Source organism: Mycolicibacterium moriokaense, from assembly GCF_010726085.1.
Classification (GTDB): domain Bacteria; phylum Actinomycetota; class Actinomycetes; order Mycobacteriales; family Mycobacteriaceae; genus Mycobacterium; species Mycobacterium moriokaense.
The window spans coordinates 5,324,244-5,340,216 of record NZ_AP022560.1 but is presented as its reverse complement, the minus strand read 5'-3'; the positions used below and the strand labels follow the sequence as shown (position 1 = coordinate 5,340,216).

At 64.9% G+C, this 15,973-nt stretch carries 19 protein-coding genes; 17 read left to right on the top strand and 2 right to left on the bottom strand.

The window, feature by feature from the left end:
* Nucleotides 1-2 precede the first annotated feature (2 nt).
* A complete protein-coding gene (locus G6N43_RS26035; protein WP_083154002.1) occupies nucleotides 3-641 on the top strand; it encodes a nitroreductase family protein in 639 nt (212 codons plus the stop codon).
* Here the strand turns inward: G6N43_RS26035 and G6N43_RS26030 are convergent, their stop codons facing one another.
* Entirely contained in the window at nucleotides 642-1,106 is a 465-nt protein-coding gene (locus G6N43_RS26030) for a tRNA (cytidine(34)-2'-O)-methyltransferase (protein WP_083154001.1), read from the bottom strand.
* Between the two features lie 20 nt (nucleotides 1,107-1,126).
* Here G6N43_RS26030 and G6N43_RS26025 point away from each other — a divergent pair, with 20 nt between their 5' ends.
* The 14 genes from G6N43_RS26025 (at nucleotide 1,127) to G6N43_RS25960 (ending at nucleotide 11,774) form a co-directional block, all read left to right on the top strand.
* On the top strand, nucleotides 1,127-2,662 hold the full coding sequence (locus G6N43_RS26025; protein ID WP_083154000.1) for a recombinase family protein: 1,536 nt from the start codon (nucleotides 1,127-1,129) through the stop codon (nucleotides 2,660-2,662).
* A 1,365-nt stretch (nucleotides 2,663-4,027) separates the two neighbouring features.
* Nucleotides 4,028-4,771, top strand: a complete 744-nt coding sequence (locus tag G6N43_RS26020) for a hypothetical protein (RefSeq protein ID WP_083153999.1) — start codon at nucleotides 4,028-4,030, stop codon at nucleotides 4,769-4,771.
* Nucleotides 4,772-4,834: 63 nt separating this feature from the next.
* The gene (locus G6N43_RS26015; RefSeq protein ID WP_083153997.1) at nucleotides 4,835-7,060 is read left to right on the top strand and encodes a phage tail protein; all 2,226 of its coding nucleotides are present in this window, start codon (nucleotides 4,835-4,837) and stop codon (nucleotides 7,058-7,060) included.
* 71 nt (nucleotides 7,061-7,131) lie between these two features.
* Nucleotides 7,132-7,305: a hypothetical protein gene (locus G6N43_RS26010; protein WP_163658212.1), complete on the top strand. Its 174-nt coding sequence runs from the start codon at nucleotides 7,132-7,134 to the stop codon at nucleotides 7,303-7,305.
* Nucleotides 7,306-7,390: 85 nt separating this feature from the next.
* Nucleotides 7,391-7,711 (top strand): hypothetical protein, encoded by a 321-nt coding sequence (locus tag G6N43_RS26005; RefSeq protein ID WP_083153995.1) that lies wholly within the window; start codon nucleotides 7,391-7,393, stop codon nucleotides 7,709-7,711.
* Nucleotides 7,708-7,971, top strand: coding sequence for a hypothetical protein (locus G6N43_RS26000; RefSeq protein ID WP_083153993.1), 264 nt, complete (start codon nucleotides 7,708-7,710; stop codon nucleotides 7,969-7,971). The genes G6N43_RS26005 and G6N43_RS26000 overlap by 4 nt, the downstream gene beginning before the upstream one ends.
* The gene (locus G6N43_RS25995) at nucleotides 7,968-8,408 is read left to right on the top strand and encodes a hypothetical protein (protein WP_083153990.1); all 441 of its coding nucleotides are present in this window, start codon (nucleotides 7,968-7,970) and stop codon (nucleotides 8,406-8,408) included. Before G6N43_RS26000 ends, G6N43_RS25995 begins: the two co-directional genes overlap by 4 nt.
* Nucleotides 8,409-8,584: 176 nt before the next feature.
* The gene (locus G6N43_RS25990; protein WP_083153987.1) at nucleotides 8,585-9,445 is read left to right on the top strand and encodes a phage major capsid protein; all 861 of its coding nucleotides are present in this window, start codon (nucleotides 8,585-8,587) and stop codon (nucleotides 9,443-9,445) included.
* 74 nt (nucleotides 9,446-9,519) lie between these two features.
* Complete coding sequence (locus tag G6N43_RS25985) at nucleotides 9,520-9,714, top strand: hypothetical protein (protein WP_083153984.1); 195 nt, start codon at nucleotides 9,520-9,522, stop codon at nucleotides 9,712-9,714.
* 439 nt (nucleotides 9,715-10,153) lie between these two features.
* Nucleotides 10,154-10,444, top strand: a complete 291-nt coding sequence (locus tag G6N43_RS25980) for a hypothetical protein (RefSeq protein ID WP_083153981.1) — start codon at nucleotides 10,154-10,156, stop codon at nucleotides 10,442-10,444.
* Nucleotides 10,437-10,598: a hypothetical protein gene (locus tag G6N43_RS25975; protein WP_163658210.1), complete on the top strand. Its 162-nt coding sequence runs from the start codon at nucleotides 10,437-10,439 to the stop codon at nucleotides 10,596-10,598. Before G6N43_RS25980 ends, G6N43_RS25975 begins: the two co-directional genes overlap by 8 nt.
* 77 nt (nucleotides 10,599-10,675) lie before the next feature.
* A complete protein-coding gene (locus tag G6N43_RS25970) occupies nucleotides 10,676-11,047 on the top strand; it encodes a Gp19/Gp15/Gp42 family protein (protein ID WP_083153978.1) in 372 nt (123 codons plus the stop codon).
* Nucleotides 11,044-11,379 carry a hypothetical protein gene (locus G6N43_RS25965; protein WP_083153975.1) on the top strand — a complete coding sequence of 112 codons (336 nt, stop codon included), beginning with the start codon at nucleotides 11,044-11,046 and terminating at the stop codon, nucleotides 11,377-11,379. Before G6N43_RS25970 ends, G6N43_RS25965 begins: the two co-directional genes overlap by 4 nt.
* Nucleotides 11,379-11,774: a phage tail termination protein gene (locus G6N43_RS25960; RefSeq protein ID WP_083153973.1), complete on the top strand. Its 396-nt coding sequence runs from the start codon at nucleotides 11,379-11,381 to the stop codon at nucleotides 11,772-11,774. Before G6N43_RS25965 ends, G6N43_RS25960 begins: the two co-directional genes overlap by 1 nt.
* 523 nt (nucleotides 11,775-12,297) lie before the next feature.
* Here the strand turns inward: G6N43_RS25960 and G6N43_RS25955 are convergent.
* A complete protein-coding gene (locus G6N43_RS25955) occupies nucleotides 12,298-12,465 on the bottom strand; it encodes a hypothetical protein (RefSeq protein ID WP_163658207.1) in 168 nt (55 codons plus the stop codon).
* A 315-nt stretch (nucleotides 12,466-12,780) separates the two neighbouring features.
* On the opposite strand from G6N43_RS25955, the gene G6N43_RS25950 reads away from it, so the two are divergent.
* Nucleotides 12,781-15,555 carry an ATP-binding protein gene (locus tag G6N43_RS25950; RefSeq protein WP_083153970.1) on the top strand — a complete coding sequence of 925 codons (2,775 nt, stop codon included), beginning with the start codon at nucleotides 12,781-12,783 and terminating at the stop codon, nucleotides 15,553-15,555.
* Nucleotides 15,552-15,971 carry a roadblock/LC7 domain-containing protein gene (locus G6N43_RS25945; RefSeq protein WP_083153967.1) on the top strand — a complete coding sequence of 140 codons (420 nt, stop codon included), beginning with the start codon at nucleotides 15,552-15,554 and terminating at the stop codon, nucleotides 15,969-15,971. The genes G6N43_RS25950 and G6N43_RS25945 overlap by 4 nt, the downstream gene beginning before the upstream one ends.
* Nucleotides 15,972-15,973: the final 2 nt, after the last annotated feature.

The following is a 15,973-nucleotide window of genomic DNA, read 5'->3' as shown; positions in this document are numbered from 1 at the left end:
ATATGACCTTGAATTTGTCTGTCGATGAAGTCCTGACCACCACGCGATCGGTGCGCAAACGGCTGGATCTGGAGAAGCCGGTACCGCGCGAGGTGCTGATGGAATGTCTGGAGTTGGCACTTCAGGCGCCGACGGGGTCCAACGCCCAGGGTTGGCAGTGGGTCTTCGTGGACGATCCGGACAAGAAGAAGGCGATCGCCGACATCTACCGGCACAACGCGTCGAAATACCTCGCCGCGCCCAAGCCCGAATACGGCGACATCCGCGACACGCAGCGCCCGCGCGTCACCGACTCCGCGATGTACCTCAACGACCACTTCCACGAGGTGCCGGTGATGTTGATTCCGTGCCTGGCCGGCAGCCCCGACGAGGCGGTCGCGGGCAGCGCCGGGTTCTGGGGTTCACTGCTGCCCGCCGTGTGGAGTTTCATGCTGGCGTTGCGCTCACGCGAGCTCGGCTCGGCGTGGACGACGCTGCATCTCGTCGGCAAGGGGGAGAAGTTGGCCGCCGACGTCCTGGGCATTCCGTTCGACGAGTACCGGCAGGGCGGGCTGTTCCCGATCGCTTATACGAAGGGCACCGACTTCCGGCCCGCCAAGCGGCTGCCCGCCGAGCAGCTGACGCACTGGAATTCGTGGTAGTCAGACAGCGCCACTGAACCCGTGCTGCCGCCACGCCTCGTACACGACGACCGCGGCGGCGTTCGACAGGTTCAATGACCGCCGACCGGCGAGCATCGGGATCCGCAGCTGCGCGGTGATGTGCGGGTCCGCGAGCGTCTCGGCGTCCAGCCCGGTGGGTTCCGGGCCGAACATCACCACGTCGTTCGGCTCGTAGTCGATCTCGTCGAATCGCGTGGTGGCGTGTGCCGTGAACGCGTACACCCGCCGCGGTCCGAGGGCTTCCCATGCCGCGGCCAGATCGCGGTGCACGGTGACTGACGCGAGGTCGTGGTAGTCCAGGCCGGCGCGCCGTAGTTTGGGTTCGGACAGATCGAATCCGAGCGGCTCGACGAGGTGCAGTTCGCATCCGGTTGCGGCGACCATTCGGATGGCGTTTCCGGTGTTGGGCGCGATGCGTGGCGAAACGAACATCACCTTTACCATAACATGGTAACCTCCTGGTCATGAGCAAAGAGCTGCGAGTACTAGGCAGGGTACGGCTCTCCCGCAGCACCGAGGAATCGACCTCGGTGGAGCGGCAGCGGGAAGTGATCGAACAGTGGGTGTCCGCCAACGGTCACACGCTCGTCGGGTGGGCCGAGGACGTGGACGTCTCCGGGTCGGTGGACCCGTTCGAGACTCCGGGTCTCGGCCCGTGGCTTACCGAGCGGTTCCCGGACTGGGACGCGGTGTGCGCCTGGAAGCTGGACCGGCTAGGCAGGAATGCCATCCAACTGAACAAGCTCTTTGGCTGGTGCCAGGAGCACGACAAGACCGTGGTGTCGTGCTCGGAGTCCATCGACCTCGGCTCGTGGGCGGGTCGGATGCTGGCCTCGGTGATCGCCGGTCTGGCCGAGGGCGAGCTTGAGGCGATCCGGGAGCGCCAGCGGTCCTCGCGGGCGAAGCTGCGCCAGTTGGGCCGGTGGCCTGGAGGTAAGCCACCGTTCGGCTACCGTGCCGTCCGCACCGAGGACGGCTGGGGTTTGGAGATAGACCCCGAGGCCCACAGGATCGTCAAGCGGATCGTGGACAGCGTCATAGTCGATGAGAAGCCACTGTCCCGTATCGCGGCGGAATTGACCGCCGAGGGGATTCCTACCCCTGCGGCGTACTACGCGGCCAGCAAGGCTGGACGCTCGAAGGAGGGGGCTACCGCTCCCTCCGACGCCCGCCAGAAGGGCGATCAGAGCCGAGAACCGGGGCGCTGGCACCTGTCCCCGCTGCGGAACATGCTGCGGAGCAAGGCCCTTCGCGGGTTCGCCCACCACAAGGGCGAGACCGTGAGGGACGACTCGGGTATGCCGGTGCAGATAGCGGAACCGCTTGTGTCACTTGACGAGTGGGTGCTGCTGCAGGCGGCTCTAGACAAGACCAAGGCCGCTCACCGCCCAGCACGTCGGGCCGAGGCCAGCCCGCTGTCGGGCCTGGTGTACTGCCTCGGTTGCGGTGCTCCGCTGCACCACGAGGCGAACTCGGTGAAGCGTCCCCAGTACGGCAAGGAGTACGAGTACCGGTACTACCGCTGCCGGGACCGGTGCTCGGTGATGATCCCCGCCGAGGACCTGGAGCAGCTAGCCGGGGAGGTGTTCCTGGAGCAGCTTGGGGACACCGAGGTACGCGAGAGGGTGTGGGTCCCCGGAGACAGCCGTGAGGCCGAGCTACGGGAGGCCGTGACGGCACTGGACGAACTCACCCAGGCCGCTGGCCGTGCGAAGTCGAGGACGGCCAAGCAGAGACTCCAGCGGCAATTGGACGCCCTGGACGAGCGGATCGCGGAATTAGAGTCCGCTCCCGCTCGGGAAGCTCGGTGGGAATGGCGGGGGACCGGTGAGACGTACCGGTCGGTGTGGGAGACGTCAGACAGCGATGCCCGCCGGGAGCTTCTGGCTCGCTCGGGCATCACGCTGGCGGCGGTAATCGAGGGCATCGAGGGGAAGCGGTCGGCCCGGAACGCGGGAGCGTTCAGGTTCGAGCTGCGAGTCCCTGACGGGATCAAGTGACATCCACCACATTTCACTCCGTACAGTCAAAAATCAGAGGTACATACAGGGTGAGGGGTCGTTGCAGACGCCTATATACCTAGTGGAGGGGTAAGCCCCCGGAGAGACCAGTTCTGGTGATCTCCACCACATTTGGCCCCGTACAGTCAAAAATTACAGGTACATACAGGGTGAGGGGGTACGGAGCCGGGGAGGGACCTTCCCGTCGTCCCGGTGAGCTTGGTCACGGGGTGGTACTAAAGGCCACATTTCACGCCCATATCCATATGAAGGGGTTCAGGGCCGAGAGGCCCTGACCCCGAATGAGTCCGCTCACATTTTGGAGAACTTTCAGATTTTTGCACCCATATCCATATGAAGGGGTACATCGAGAGGGGCTGTCCGAGAGGTGACTTCGGTCACTTTCAGCCCTCCGAGGGCAAAAAGTACACCTACTTAATAGGTGAGGGGTCCTGAGAGGGACTGGCTCCCAACCCAGGTGACATTCGCCACATTTGACACCGTACACGATTTGCAGACAGGTACTTATAGGGTGAAGGGGTAAGTCCCCCAGGGGGACAGGTCCTTGTGGCCTCCACCACATTTGGCTCCGGACATCCGAAATTCGTCCCTATATACCAAGTGAAGGGGTTTCCTCCCCTCCGTAGACCGAGAGGGTCTACCCCAGAGACTTCCAGTTGCCCGTTGAGGGTCCCGTGCTACCTCCCTCGACGGTTCTCCTGTTGACGCGGGTTGGTCACCCGCACCCGGACGGCCCCGGCTGGCCGTCCCCTGCCCTCCGCAGTCTGCGATGCGGAGGGCCTCAGCTTCCTTCCGCAGGGTGAGAGGCCCTGTGTCTGTTGGCTCGTCCGTCTCGGACGGGCGTTTTTTGTCGGCTGTCTTTCGATGGCCCAGCGGAGAGAGAAAGGTTCACGATGCACGAAACCACTTGCCGCTCAGGGCGGCACGTCATCCGAGGCCCGCAGGACCGCCGTCCCAACGGCGGCTGCCGGGGCTGTGCCCTGATCAACGAATCCCGGTACCGCAGTTCGCTCCGTGATGCACGGGAGCGGCTGCGCCGGATTGAGGCTCTGGTCGCCGCCTGAGCCTCCCCAAGCCAATCACCCACGGAGGGTGATGTTCGGCCCTCAGATCGCTTCTGAGGGCCTCCCCCAACAATTCCCGGTCCCGCCCAGGTGGCCCCAGAAAGGACCGGCCTACAGAAAGGAACACCGATATGGAGTTGACCGTCAAAGTTCCTGACGTAGCCGAGCAGGCGATCAGGAACCTCCGCAGAGAGTGCGCCAAGTACCGCCGACAGCGGAACGAGGCCCGTGCCGAGGTAGCTCGGCTGCGGGCTGAGCTTGCGGCTCTGCGGGGTGCTGAGTGAGCACGCCCCCGATCCTGCAGTGGGACAAGGCTTACAACCGCAACGGTGATCCGAAGCTGCCGAGGACGGTTGTCAACGTCATCCGGACGTACATGGACAACCACACTCTGACCGGGTTTGTGAAACAGGAGACCTTGGCCGAGGCAACAGGCCTCACGGTCCGAGGAGTCAGGAAGCAGATTGCCGCGAACGTAGCGGCGGGTTGGCTGGAGATTGTGTCGGTGGGCAACTCCTCCGGGAAGGCCACGGACTACCGGCTGACCATCCCCAAGGAGGAACCACAGTTCCGCCTTCCGTCATCAAAGGCGGAACCACAGTTCCCCCTTGAGGATGGAGAAGGAGGAACCACAGTTCCGGTAAAGGAGGAACCACAGTTCCTCCCTACTTCTCCTAGTACTTCTCCTAAGAGAAGTACTTCTCCTACAGAGGGGGAACCACAGTTCCCCCTTCCCGGCACCGGCCTTATGAGGCCGGGGCAGGGGATTGATCTTCCCCCGGATGCAACTGGTCAGTCCAAGGCGGAACCACAGTTCCTCCTCTCCGACGAGGACCAGGAGGCCCTAGCCGAGGAACGGCTCCTAGCCGTTCTGGCCGATGGGCCGATCCCTGCCAAGGCTGGGCAGTCGGTTACCCAGGTTCCTCAACAGATCACCAACACGGTGATCAAGCGTCTGATCCGTTCGGGCGTGATCGTGCACGACAAGGAGACACCGGTGCCGGAACTTCGGCTATCGGCATAACCACCACCAAGACCTACGGGCCTCCAGCCACACGGCTGGGGGCCTTTGTGATTGGAGAACTACATGGCAGGAGCAGGCGGTGAGGAAGTCGGTCGGATCAGTATCCGGGTCGTCCCGGACACCGACCGCTTCCGAAGCGACCTAGAGCGGGACCTGAAGTCAGCCGAACGCACGCGGGTTCACGTCCCGGTCGAGCTGGAGTTGGCGAAGGGTGAGATCGCCAAGCTCAAGAAGCAAGTCTCAGACATCGACGCCCGGATCGACGTCAAGGCCGACGTCGCGGGCCTGCGGGAGCGGATTCGTGCCGCAACCGCTGGCATGGACACCAAGGTCCGTGTCGACGTCGACCGCAACCGACTACTGAACACACTGACCGGTGTCGCGGCGAAGTTCGGTGATTCCCTCACCCAGACGCTGGGCGGGTTCCTCGACAAGGTCGCCGACGCCCAGTCGAAGATGACCCAAGGCGGGCTGCGCGGCACGTTAAGCAGCCCCGCCGGCCTCGCGGTCCTCGTGTCGTTGCTCGGCGCGATCACCCCGCTGATCGCCGGGGCGCTCGGGGCGGTCGTCACGGCGGTGACCGCGCTTCCCGGTCTGATCGCCTCGGTGGCGGTGCCTATCGGGGCGATGGCTCTCGGTATGGACGGCCTGAAGAAGGCGGCTGAACGCCTTCGGGAGCCGTTCGAGTCGCTGAAGGCGACGATGTCGGCGGCGGTGGAGGACCAGATCGGCCCGGTGTTCGACAAGCTGGCCGTGATTTTCCCGACGCTGCAGCAGGCCCTGCCGAAGGTGACGCAGGGCCTCGCCGATATGGCGAAGTCGTTCGCCGACGTCATCACCTCCCCCGAGGGTCTGGCGAAGATCAGGGGGATCATCGCCGACATCAGTTCGGCGCTGAGTCAGGCCGCGCCGGGGATCGCCGACTTCACCAAGGGCTTCCTCGGCCTGGTGAAGGGGTTCACCGGCAACCTGCCGGATGTCGCCGGGTGGTTCAACGACACCGGTAAGTCGTTCGCCAAGTGGGTGACCGACTTCACCAAGGTCGGACCCGACGGGATGTCGAAGTTCGACAAGGCCCTTCAGGGCCTGGGCGACACCCTGAAGATCGTCGGCGGCGGGCTGACCGACATCGCCGGGAAGGCCCTGGACTTCTTCTCCAACCCGGAGAAAATCCAGTCCTTCAAGACGGAGTTGGACGCGATTGTCGCGTCGTTGCAGAACGTCGTCACACTGATCAACACCCTGGCGTCGGCTATCTCGAAGGTTCCGGGGTTCAAGGACGGCGCGTTTGACAGCCTGTTCGACTTCGCCCCGGTGCAGATTCAGCTTCTGACGGACGCCCTGAGCAAGATCGACCTGTCGGGTCTGTGGCAGAAGGTCACGACCGGCGCTCAGACAGCGTTCGCCACCGTTCGCAACATCGCGGTGTCGGCGCTGACCGGACTCGCGGCGGCGGTGGTACCGGCGCTCTCCACGATGTGGAACGGCCTCACCACAGCGGCCCAGGCCGCGTGGAACGGTGTGACCGGTGTCGTCCGGGGCGCGGTGCAGACGATCCTCGGGGTCGCCCGAGGGATCGGCCCCGCGCTCTCCGGTATCTGGAACGGCATCGTCGGTGCCGCCCAGTCAGCGTGGTCCCAGGTTGTCGCTGCGGTGCAGTCGGCGCTGGCGCAGGCGGTGGCGGCGGTGGTGTCCGGTATCGGGCAGATCGTGTCGGAGATGAGTGCCCTCGGCGGCAAGGTCGCCTCGGCGGTGGGCAACCTCGGCGGGGTGTTGGTCGGTGCCGGTAGGGCACTGATGGACGGCCTGCTCGCGGGTATAAAGGCCGGGTTGCAGGCGGTGCTGGACTTCGCATCCGGTATCGCCGCGAAGATCGCGGCGGTCAAGGGTCCGCTGGAGTACGACCGCAAGGTGTTGACACCGAACGGTCTGGCTCTGATGGACGGTCTCGAAACCGGACTGGAGAAGGGCATGGTCTCCGTGCTGGATCGCGCTCACGGCTTCGCCGACGAGCTAGCCGAGGCGATGGCTCCCACGAAGGCCGCTCAGGAGTCGATGCAGAAGTGGGAGAAGCAACTCCTCGGCATCGGCAAGGACTTCGCGATGGCGAACGCTGACCAGTTCATGCGGGACCTCGGGTTCTCCGGTGACGGTGCGCTGCAAGCGATTGCGGACTACGGCCTGCAGTTGGGCGAGCAGTTCATCTTCAACGTCAGCAACGTCGATGAGGCGATTGCCATCAAGAACAACCAAGTGAACAAGAAAGCCCTGCAGTTCAAGGGGCGCTAACCGGGCTGATGAACCCCTCGGGGCCTACGGGCCTCGGGGGGTTCGTCGTCTCAACCGAAAGGAAGGAAGGAATGAACGAACTGGAGAAGAAGCTGGCCGAATACCTGGCCCACGACCCGGACGACGGGCCGGTGTTCCCGGAGAGGACGTGGAAGGTCCCGGAGTCGGCCCAGGTGATCCTCGGCCCCGACCGAGGGACCTCGCTGCTGGACGGCGCAACCATCACCCACTGGAGCGAGGACTGAGCGTGAGCCAGTTGCTAGTGCCCGTGGTGTGGGACGCCGCATTGCTCGGCTGGATGTTCTACGCGATGCGAAGGGAGAGCCGTCGATGACTCCCCGTGTCGGTGACCGGGTACGGATCGAACGAGACGAGACCCGCTACCCCTCCAAAGGGACGTGGCCCCGCTTCCGGGGAAAGGTCGGGACCGTGGTCGAGGTCAACGAGGACCGCAACCGACCTCACCTGAACGAGTACGGGGTGGCGCTGGGCAAGGTGACCGAGCGCACGGACGGTCGCGGGAGGTTCCGATACAACGCCACGTCGGTGGCGTGGTTCAAGGCCCACGAGATGGTAGGGGCAGGCTCTCAGCGGGCCGCTGACGCCCGTTCCGCGGTTCCCGCAATGGATTCCCTTCGGAGGGCCGCATGAAGCTGTTTCGGGTCGCCGAAGCGCCGTGGGTCACGGCGGTCGGTGACGGGACGCAACTGACCGTCGCCCGGAGTCTGGCCTGCAGCGTGAGTGACCCGAAGTATCTGCCGGTGGCGGCGTACATCGAGGACCACGGACTTGTGCTGTTCGAGACCGCCATCCGACCCGAGCAGGGCATGTACGGGCGCTGCGAGGTCAGCCACTACACGACACCGGAGGTTCGCAGCCTCCTTCTGATGAACCTTGAGGAGAACCGATGACGGACGAAAACACCACTGCCACAGACGCTGAGAGCGTCGTAGACGACTTCAACGGCACCCCCGAAGGTGAGGGTGCCGGGGAGCAGAATCCCCGCAACAAGGAGGCCCGATACCGCCGTGAACGCAACGAGGCTCGGGCCGAGCGTGATGCGCTGGCCGAGCGGCTGTCGGTCCTGCAGCGGGCCGAGGTCGAACGGCTCGCCTCGGCGGGGCTGTCGCAACCGAGCGACCTGTTCACGCTGAGCGGTAACGAGCTAGCCGACTACCTCACCGAGGACGGTCTGGTGGATGCCGAGAAGGTTCGGGCCGACGTCGAGGCGATCATCGCCGAGCGGCCCGGTCTGTCGGCGCACCAGCGTCCGGTTGACCACACGCAGGGCTATCCCGGCGGTGGTGGTAAGGCCAAGCCGTCCTGGGCGGGTCTGTTCGCACCGTGAGACTTTGGTCGCTGCACTAACCGTCGGTGGCGGTGGCAGTGACCGCGTAGTGCCTGTGGCACAACCCAATCCCGAGTCGGTGGCTCGGGGTGTGTCCATCAACCATCAGAGGCCCTGCGCCGAAGTCCCGCAACGGGATTCGGCTCGGGGCCGAACTCATTTAAGGAGCCACTTCTATGGCATTGACCAACGTCAAGACCGGTACCGGCTTCACCCAGGTTGCGGGTGCGTACACCCCGGAGGACCTGGGGTCGCTGGTCGACGTCGCCCTGAAGGGCGAATCGGCTGCGGCTCGGGCCTTTACGGTCACCTCGACCGATAGGGACCAGGTCCGGTACCCGAAGCTCACCGGCAACCCGGATGTCGCTCACTACGCCGAGTTGGACCTCATCCAACTGGACGACCCGGAGACCGACGAGGTCGTCGTGCCGATCTACCGCACGGCGGGCGCTACCCGGCAGAGCCGGGAACTCGCCGACGACAGCACCCCGGACACGGCGGAACTGGTCGGTAGGGCGTTGACCCAGCAGATCATTCGCTCGGTGGACGCTGCGGCTCTGGGCAACACCACGGCCAAGGGTCCGAACGGTCTGCTCAGCACGAGCTACACCGAGGTCGATACGACCGACGGTCTGACCTCGCTTGATCCGTTCATCTCCGCTGTGTTCGCTGCTCAGGCGAACCAGGGCGAGGTCACCTCGTGGATCATGCATCCCGAGAAGGCCGAGGTTCTGTCCAAGCTGAAGAAGCAGACCACGGGGTCGAACGAACCGCTGATCGAGATCGTTCAGGACGGTTTCCGCATCCTGGGCCGTCCGGTGATTCTGTCGACTGCCGTTGACACGGACACCGACTTCTGGGGTATCTCCAAGGCGCACAACGTCCTTGTGATCCGTACGGGTACCTCGGTCGAGCGTTCGACCCAGTCCGCGTTCCTGAACTACGCGGTGGACGTCATGGCGAACTTCCGCTACGGGATCGGCTTCCTGCACGAGGCCGCGAACGTGCGTGGCTACGCCGTGCCGGATGAGGGCTAATTCGCCCCTCTCCCAACCGAAGTGAGGCCCCCGGCCCAGCCGGGGGTTCTCCCTCGAATGACAGACAAAGGACAATGATCAGAATCGACAACCCGGACAAGGTGGTGAGTATCGCCACCCCCAACGGCAAACCGTGGTACGTCAAACCGGGCACGCTTACCGTCAAGGACGGGGTAGTTACCTTTACCCTCAACCGATCCAACCGGGTGATGAGCATCTACCTGGACGAGATCGCTTACGTTGTGTCCGAAGGGAATTCAAAAGAATGACCCCGTCCCCGCTGGATGTACCGCAGAAGAAGCCCGTCCCGAAACAACGCAGGGGCAGTCGGGGCGGCAAAGGCAAACCGACGTGCAGGCGTGAGGGCTGCAAGCGCCAGCGTCCGGATGATCGCAGGTACTGCTCCGGTGCGTGCTGCACCGTAGCGATGTTGGTGGACAAGGCCGAGCGTCTGTGCCGCACGGCACGGCAGCACGGTGGTGGTGCGGCTAGTGGTGTTGATGTTCGCGAATTATGGACGGCTGCTGCCGATCTCAACGACACACTGACACGAGTGCAGGTGATGGTGGACGAGGCTGTCACCGGGTCGACCACCCCCCACGGGGGGTTACCCTCCGGCCCCGGCCCTCGACCGGCCCGTAATGCGCCTCAGCCATCCGTTGAGACTTAAACCTCTATTTTTCGATGTCAGTAAGGTTTAGGAGAAATATGCGTTGCCCAGCGGGTTTACAGAAACCCGGTAGGACCCTGTGGCGCAAAATCACAGGTGAGTTCGCGCTCGAAAACGACCCAGACAAGGCCGAATTGCTGTACCAGGCGTGCAAAACCGCCGATCAGATCGCGGAACTCGATGAGGCCGCTGCGGAGGCCCCGCTGACCGTGAAGGGCAGCATGGGCCAGCCGGTCATCAGTCCGTTCATCGCCGAGGCACGCGTGCAGCGGGCACTGCTCGCCCAGTTGTTGGCTCGGCTGAACTTCGAGGAGGCCGCTAATGAGTAGGGCCGCTCGGAAGACCCGTCGCCGGAAGCGTCGGGTCGAGGCCCGGACCCCGACCGTGACGGTGGCCGACTGGTACCGCGCCATGCTGACCGGCGCGATCCCGGCCCCAGCCACCCCGACCTACGAGGAGTACCTGGCGTATGCCGCGTCGTAACGGCAAGAGAAAGCCGCACAAACCGTTGAGCCTGAAGAAGTTACGTACAGAACTAAGCCCTAATCGAGTGAGGTCAGATGACGTACGCGTCCGCAAGTGATGTATCCGCCCGTCTCGGGCGTGAACTGACGCCCGAGGAGACCACCCTGGTCAACACCCGCCTCGCTGACGCTGAGCGGATGCTGTCCCGGAGGGTGGACCTCGCCGCCGGTATCTCGGCTGGCACGTTTACACAGGCCGATGTCGTTCAGGTCGAGGCCGACATGGTCCTCCGGATCGTGAGAAACCCCGAGGGTCACGTCTCCGAGACCGACGGCAGCTACAGCTACATGCTGAGCTACTCCGTCGCCTCCGGGAAGCTGGAGGTTCTCCCCGAGGAGTGGGAGACCCTCGGGGTCCGTACCGGTGGGCCGATGGTCCTCTACCCGTCGTTCGGAGGCTCAGCATGAGCCTCCTTAACCGGGGGACGGAGACGGTGACCGTCTTCCCCGAGGAATCCGCTACGGACGCGGACGGCAACACGATCACCCGTGCCTCGGCTACCGGTGTCGTCTGCCGGGCGGTGGTGCAGCCGCTCGGCTCGCCGACCGAGACCCTGGACGGCGGGTTCCTGTCCGAGACGAAATACCGTCTGCGGCTTGTCGGTTGGGCCGGTGACGTCCTGGGGCCGCAGTCGCAGGTCGAGTGGCGGGGTAACCGCTATTCGATCCACGGTGAGCCGCGCATCTACAACGGCTCCCGGCGCACGGCTCACGTTGACTACGTCCTGGTGAGGGCCTGATGAGGCCCCAGCCGGTGGTCCTGCCGCTGCTGCGGCAGGCCCTCGGGGACGGTGTCTCGGTCGTCTCGGTGATCCCGAATGTGGAGCACCGGACGTACCCGCTGGTGCTGGTGACCCGTGCCGGTGGTGTCCGTAATCCCAAGCGGCCCCGCAAGCTGTCGGTGCCGCAACTGGACCTCATGGTCGTTCACCACATCGGCCTGGTGGAGGCCGAGGAACTGTACGACGTCGTACTAGACGCCCTCTACGATGCCGTCTCCGCTCAGACGGTGGTGGAGGGTGTCGGCTACCTCCACAGCGTGCGAGAAACGAAGGGAGCCACCAGTATTGGCTCCCCGCTCCCTGACACGTTCGCCGTGCAGGGCACCGTGCTGGTCGGGGTTCGGCCCGTATGAGAACACCCCGCCGGGGGTCTCTCTGGCGGTGTACGAGACGGGGCCACAAGGACCCCGCCTCGCACAACCGGCCTATTTAGTTGTCGCCTCCCTTGTTGTCGGCTGCCTGATCCAGCGCAGACGAAGGTGGCGAAGGTGCCCAGGACACCCAGCAGCAGACCGGCGGCAATCAGCGCCCTCTGCTGCTCATCGTTGAGTTCCGCCATGAGCGGGCCTCCTGTTTCTTTCCGTGCCGAAACACAGGAAGAAATGTCCTTGTTCTCATCCGGAGAACCCGCAGCGATCGAAGGTGCTACCCTTTCGTCGCATCCCCACAAATGCAAACAGGTTGACCCTCGGCCCCGGTGGACTACCCCCAGGGAGGGGGTCTTCCTTTTTGCCGTGCCTCGGCGGTCCAAACGCTACACCTGGTGTCCGACATTGCCAGGGAATACAAGATGTTCTGAATGACATTCTTGAAACTCCCAGCGTGTCCCTACCGAATCACCACGCGTTCGGGCGTGTCGCGGTGTCGAGGGTTTCGTCATCCCAAGGGCTGGATCGACGGGTGCGGGCCGGGGATGTACCTGTCCGGGTCCTCGGGATGCCTGAGAACCATCCCGTCACGGATCAGCCAGTCCACGAACACCTCTACCGACACCCCGCACTCACGGGCCGCGTCTTCGATGCTCACCACTTCGTTGTCGTCCACAGGTCTCCCTCCATGTTTTGTGATCAGTGATATTCGCTGAGTAGAAGAGCACGCGAAACATCCGTAGATCATCGCGTCGGCGGGGCAGCGATCCAAAACGTGTTTGCTCCGTTACCACAATGGGACTCGGTGCAGCCGCTGTGGTGTCTGTCTGTTCAGTAAGAATTGTGGAGCTGGTCGAGCAGGACTGGCATACTCGACCAATTGCCAGGCGCACAACGCAGCTTGCGGCTGCCGGCGAATGAGCAGGAAACGTATGAATCACTCTCCAAAAGTGAATTGCCGACATGCAACCGGAGATGCGGGCATGCGCCGATGAGCGCGTTCTCGCAGCCCGAAGGGACACCTGACAACTTCGAATTCAAAGCTGCACCGCCGCCCAAGCGGCCGAGCCGGTGGGCAGTGTCCAATTGGCCGGTCGGCTGGAAGGTCTTCGCCATCGTTCTGGTGCCGCTTGTGCTGGCCGGAACATTCGGCGGATTGCGCATCTACAGCAGCTTCACCGAAGCCACCGACTTACGTCGCGCCGCCGATCGCACCGAGATGGTGCCGGCGATCGTGAACTACATGGCCGCTCTCGACGGCGCGATGCTGGCGACTTCCACCGGAGGCGATCCGCAGGCCGCGCTCACCGAGTTCGATTCCAGCAAGGCCGAATTGCAGCGCCGACTGTCCGACACCAACGTCGCGGCCGACGTCAGCAAGGGCGTGACGAGCATGATCGCCGGCGGCCAGGCGCTGGTCGACAAGGTCACGTCCAACAGCATCGGCCTGTTCGACCGCATCACCACCTACGCGCCGATCCTGCTGTCCGCCGAGGACGCCATCAACGGTTCAGTGCGTGTCGACGACGAACGCATCACCGCCGAGACCCTCGGATTGTCCCGCGCGGTCGGCGCCCGCGGCCAGATGATGATGCAGCAGCTCCTGGTGAACCTCGGCGCTGAACTGCCCGAACCCGAACTGCGAACCAGGATGATCGCGCTCGCTGGCACCGAACCGTCGACATTGTTCGGGATGAGCCAGGTGCTCGGTGTCGGGTCAGCGGAGGCCCAGCAGCTACAGGGCGAGATGGTCAAGCGGTTGGCGATCATGTCGGATCCGACCGCCGTCCTGGTGAACAACCCGGACCTGCGTGCCTCCGAGGCGGTCACCGACAAGATCGCGAGCCAGATCATCACGAACACCACCGAGTCGGTGACGTCGACGGTGGCAGAACGGGCCGCCGCGCAGCGGACAACGGCGATTCGTGACGCGGCGATCGTCGGCGGTGCGATCCTGCTCGCGCTCATCGTCGTGTTCGTGGTCGCGCTTTCGCTCGTGCGGCCGCTGCGCCGACTGCGCGACAGTGCGTTGAAGGTCGCCCACGACGACCTCGCCCGCGAGATCAAGCACGTACGCGCAGGTGGCGACCCGGGACCCGTCGCGCCGATCCCCGTGTACACCTCTGAGGAAGTCGGTCAGGTCGCGCACGCCGTCGACGAGCTGCACGAGCAGGCGGTGCTGCTGGCCGGCGAGCAGTCGCGGCTGCAGCTGCAGATGGGCGACATGTTCGAGACGCTGTCGCGGCGCAGTCGCTCGCTGGTCGACCAGCAGCTGTCGCTCATCGATCGCCTCGAACGCAACGAAGAGGACCCCGAGCGGCTGGAGAGCCTCTTCCGCCTCGACCACCTGGCCGCCAGGATGCGACGCAACGGCGCCAATCTTCTGGTGCTCGCGGGCGCGAAGGTGCCCCGCGAGCAGGCCGAGTCGGTGCCGGTGTCGGCGGTCATCAATGCGGCGGCTTCCGAAGTCGAGGACTACGCGCGCGTGGTCACCGCGACGGTGCCCGACAGCGAGATCGCCGGCTCCGTCGCGGGTGACCTGGTGCACCTGCTGGCCGAACTGCTCGACAACGCGCTGCGCTACTCGCCGCCGACCGCACAGGTGCGGGTGTCGGCGGTGCACACCGGTAACGGCGGACTGGTCATCGAGGTCAGCGACATCGGACTGGGCATGACCGAATCGGATCTGCGGGTGGCCAACACGCGTCTGCAGTCGGGCGGCGAGGTCAACGCCTACACCGCGCGGCACATGGGTCTGTTCGTGGTCGGGCGCCTGGCGGCGCAGCACGGTCTGGTGGTCAGGTTGCGTAGCACCATTGCGGGCGAACCGAATTCGGGCACCACCGCCGGGGTCTATGTACCCAAGGAGTTGCTCGGCGGAGCAGAAGCGCCCCACCAATTCGGCGAACCCGCCTCACCCGCCGACGCGCACGCGGGCATCGCGACCGCCTTGGCCCTCGACGAGGACCATGGCGATGCGTGGGGTGACTATGAAGAGGACACCGACGAGGACCACCATGGCACCGCCGAGATTCCAGTCGCGTTGCTGCCCCAACGTCGCCCCGGCGCCAGCGGCATATCCGACATCCCGGCGTCGTTGGCCCCGCCGGTAGCACCACCGCAGGCTTATATCGATGACGAGTGGGGAGCGCCCTCGGCGCCTGCGGGTCGGCCGCCCGCGGCCGACCGGCCGACCGACACGTCGGGGTTCTTCGCCGCACGGCGGCAGGTGGCGGCCGAACCGGAACCACCGGCACCACAACCCGAACCGGAGCCCGCCCATCACGCGGCACCCGAACCGTCGAGCACCGCCGGTTCCGACGACGCCATCTACCAACGGATGCTCTCGGAATGGCTGGTCGACCCCGCCGAACTCGCCAACAGCTCGGACCTCAACTGGGAATCGGTGTGGGACAGCGGTTGGTCGGCGGCGGAGGCGGCGGCCGAGGCGCCCGTAGAGCAGCACACCGAAGACGGCCTGCCGGTGCGCGAGCCCGGGGCCCGGCTGGTGCCCGGCGCGGCCGAACCCGCAGGTAGCGGCGGCGAACAGCGCCGTAACGGCGGCGCTCACCGCAGCACTGACGGCGACGACGAGGTAGCATCGGCGGCTGAGTTCGGCTCCGCAGGGCCGGGCGCATCATCCGCAGGCGGGGCCCAACCGCGGCGCGACCCCGATGCCGTCCGCGCGAGTATCAGCAGCCATTTCGGTGGTGTGCACGCGGGCCGCTCGCACGCGCGAGAGACCAGAGGAACAGATAGCCAATGACCTACCCGCCACGCTCGACGCAGCGTGACTCGCTCGACTGGCTGGTCTCCAGGTTCGCCCGCGAAGTATCCGGAGTGACCCATGCGGTCCTCGTCTCCGCCGACGGGTTGTTGATGGCGTCCAGTGAGCACATCCCCGTCGAACGTGCCGACCAACTGGCCGCGGTGGCCTCGGGACTGGCCAGCCTGTCGACCGGCGCTGCGCAGCTGTTCGACGGCGGCTACGTCTTGCAGTCGGTCGTCGAGATGGAGAACGGGTATCTGCTGTTGATGCGTGTCGGCGACGGGTCGAATCTGGCGACGCTCGCCTCGCGAAACTGCGACATCGGCCAAATCGGTTACGAGATGGCGATTCTGGTGGAACGGGTCGGCACCGTGGCGCAGTCCTCACGACGGCGTGCACCTCAGCATTCGTGAGC